The sequence below is a fragment of the Leisingera sp. F5 genome (assembly GCF_001593695.1).
Window position 1 is genome coordinate 1 of sequence record NZ_LUKH01000557.1, and the last position, 2125, is coordinate 2125.

Below are 2125 nucleotides of genomic sequence, written 5' to 3' on the forward strand. Positions count from 1 at the left end.
CTACTACCGCAAGCCTTCGGCCAATGCGGCGGCGATCAAAGCCTTTATCGTCAACCGCGTCGGTGACTTCGGCTTTGCGCTGGGGATCTTCGGCCTGTTCTTCCTGACCGACAGCATCAATCTGGCGGACATCTTTGCAGCCGCCCCGACACTGGCAGAAACCCAGGTCTCCTTCCTGTGGGCCGAGTGGAACGCGGCCAATCTGATTGCCTTCCTGCTGTTTGTCGGCGCGATGGGCAAATCCGCACAGCTGATCCTGCACACCTGGCTGCCGGACGCGATGGAAGGCCCGACCCCGGTGTCGGCGCTGATCCATGCGGCAACCATGGTAACCGCGGGCGTGTTCCTGGTCTGCCGCATGTCGCCGCTGATGGAATTCGCGCCTGAGGCAACCGCCTTCATCACCGTGATCGGTGCGGCCACTGCCTTCTTTGCCGCCACCGTGGGCCTGGTCCAGAACGACATCAAGCGCGTGATCGCCTATTCGACCTGTTCGCAGCTGGGCTACATGTTCGTGGCCGCCGGCGTCGGCATGTATTCCGCCGCGATGTTCCACCTGTTCACCCACGCCTTCTTCAAGGCGATGCTGTTCCTGGGCGCCGGTTCCGTGATCCACGCGATGCACCACGAGCAGGATATGCGGAACTACGGCGCCCTGCGCAAAAAGATCCCCTATACCTTCTGGGCGATGATGATCGGTACCCTGGCCATCACCGGCGTCGGCATCCCGCTGAGCGGCTGGATCGGCTTCGCCGGTTTCGTCTCCAAGGACGCCATCATCGAAAGCGCCTATGCGGGCGGCTCGATGTTCGGCTTCTGGGCGCTGGTGATCGCGGCCTTCATGACCTCCTTCTACTCCTGGCGCTTGATGTTCATGACCTTTTACAGCGAGGCGCGCGGCGACAAGCATACCCACGACCACGCCCATGAAAGCCCCTGGACCATGCTGGTGCCGCTGGGCGTGCTGGCGGTGGGGTCAATTACCGCAGGCATGATCTGGTACGGCAGCTTCTTCGGCCACGCCGATCAGGTCGGCAAGTTCTATGGCATCCCGATGGCTGAGGCCGCGGCGGACGCGCATGGCGAGACCGAGGGTCACGGCGAGGAAGCGGACCACGGCGAAGCAGCTGCTGAAGGTGAGCATCACTATGTGTTTGCCGGCAAGCCGGGCGAGGGCGGCATCTATATCGGCAAGGACAATCACATCTTGGAAGATGCCCATGCGGCGCCGGTCTGGGTGAAGCTGTCTCCATTTGTGGCGATGCTGGGCGGACTGGTGCTGGCACTGTGGTTCTACATCTGGAACCCGTCTTTGCCCAACCGTCTGGCACAGCAGCAGCGTCCGCTGTACCTGTTCCTTCTGAATAAGTGGTACTTTGACGAAGTCTACAATGTGATCTTCGTGAAACCCGCCCTGGCCATCGGCCGCTTCTTCTGGAAGCGCGGCGACGGGGGCACCATTGATGGCTTCCTCAATGGCCTGGCTATGGGCGTTGTGCCCTTCTTCACCCGTCTCGCGGGCCGCGCGCAGTCCGGTTATATCTTCACTTATGCCTTCTGGATGGTGCTGGGCATTGCCGCCCTGGTTACCTGGATGTCGATCGGCGGAGGAGCGCACTGATGGACAATCTCCTTTCTATTGTCACCTTCATCCCGGCGCTTGCGGCGGCCATCCTGGCCCTGTTCCTGCGCGGCGAGGATAAGGCGGCGCAGCGCAACGCCAAGTTTGTTGCGCTCTTTGCCACCACAATCACTTTCCTGGTGAGCCTCGGCATTTATTTTGAGTTCGACCCCGCCAACACCGGCTTCCAGTTCGTCGAGGACCGGGCCTGGATCTTCGGGCTGAAGTACAAGATGGGCGTTGACGGCATCTCGGTGCTGTTTGTGATGCTGACCACCTTCATCATGCCGCTGACCATCCTGGCCAGCTGGAGCGTCACCGACCGGGTGAAGGAATACATGATCGCCTTCCTGCTCTTGGAGACCCTGATGCTGGGCGTCTTCATGGCGCTGGACCTGGTGCTGTTCTACCTTTTCTTCGAGGCGGGCCTCATTCCGATGTTCCTGATCATCGGCATCTGGGGCGGCAAGGAGCGGATCTACGCCTCCTTCAAGTTCTTCCTCT

2 protein-coding genes are annotated in these 2125 nt (G+C 60.9%); both read left to right on the plus strand.

Annotation, left to right across the window (positions count from 1 at the left end):
* Window positions 1-1621 (plus strand): NADH-quinone oxidoreductase subunit L (gene nuoL, locus A2I95_RS33215; protein WP_291736686.1); only part of this gene is annotated, 1621 nt, incomplete at its 5' end.
* On the plus strand, window positions 1621-2125 hold a 505-nt coding region (locus A2I95_RS33220; protein WP_291736688.1), incomplete at its 3' end, for a proton-conducting transporter membrane subunit. The genes nuoL and A2I95_RS33220, both read left to right, overlap by 1 nt.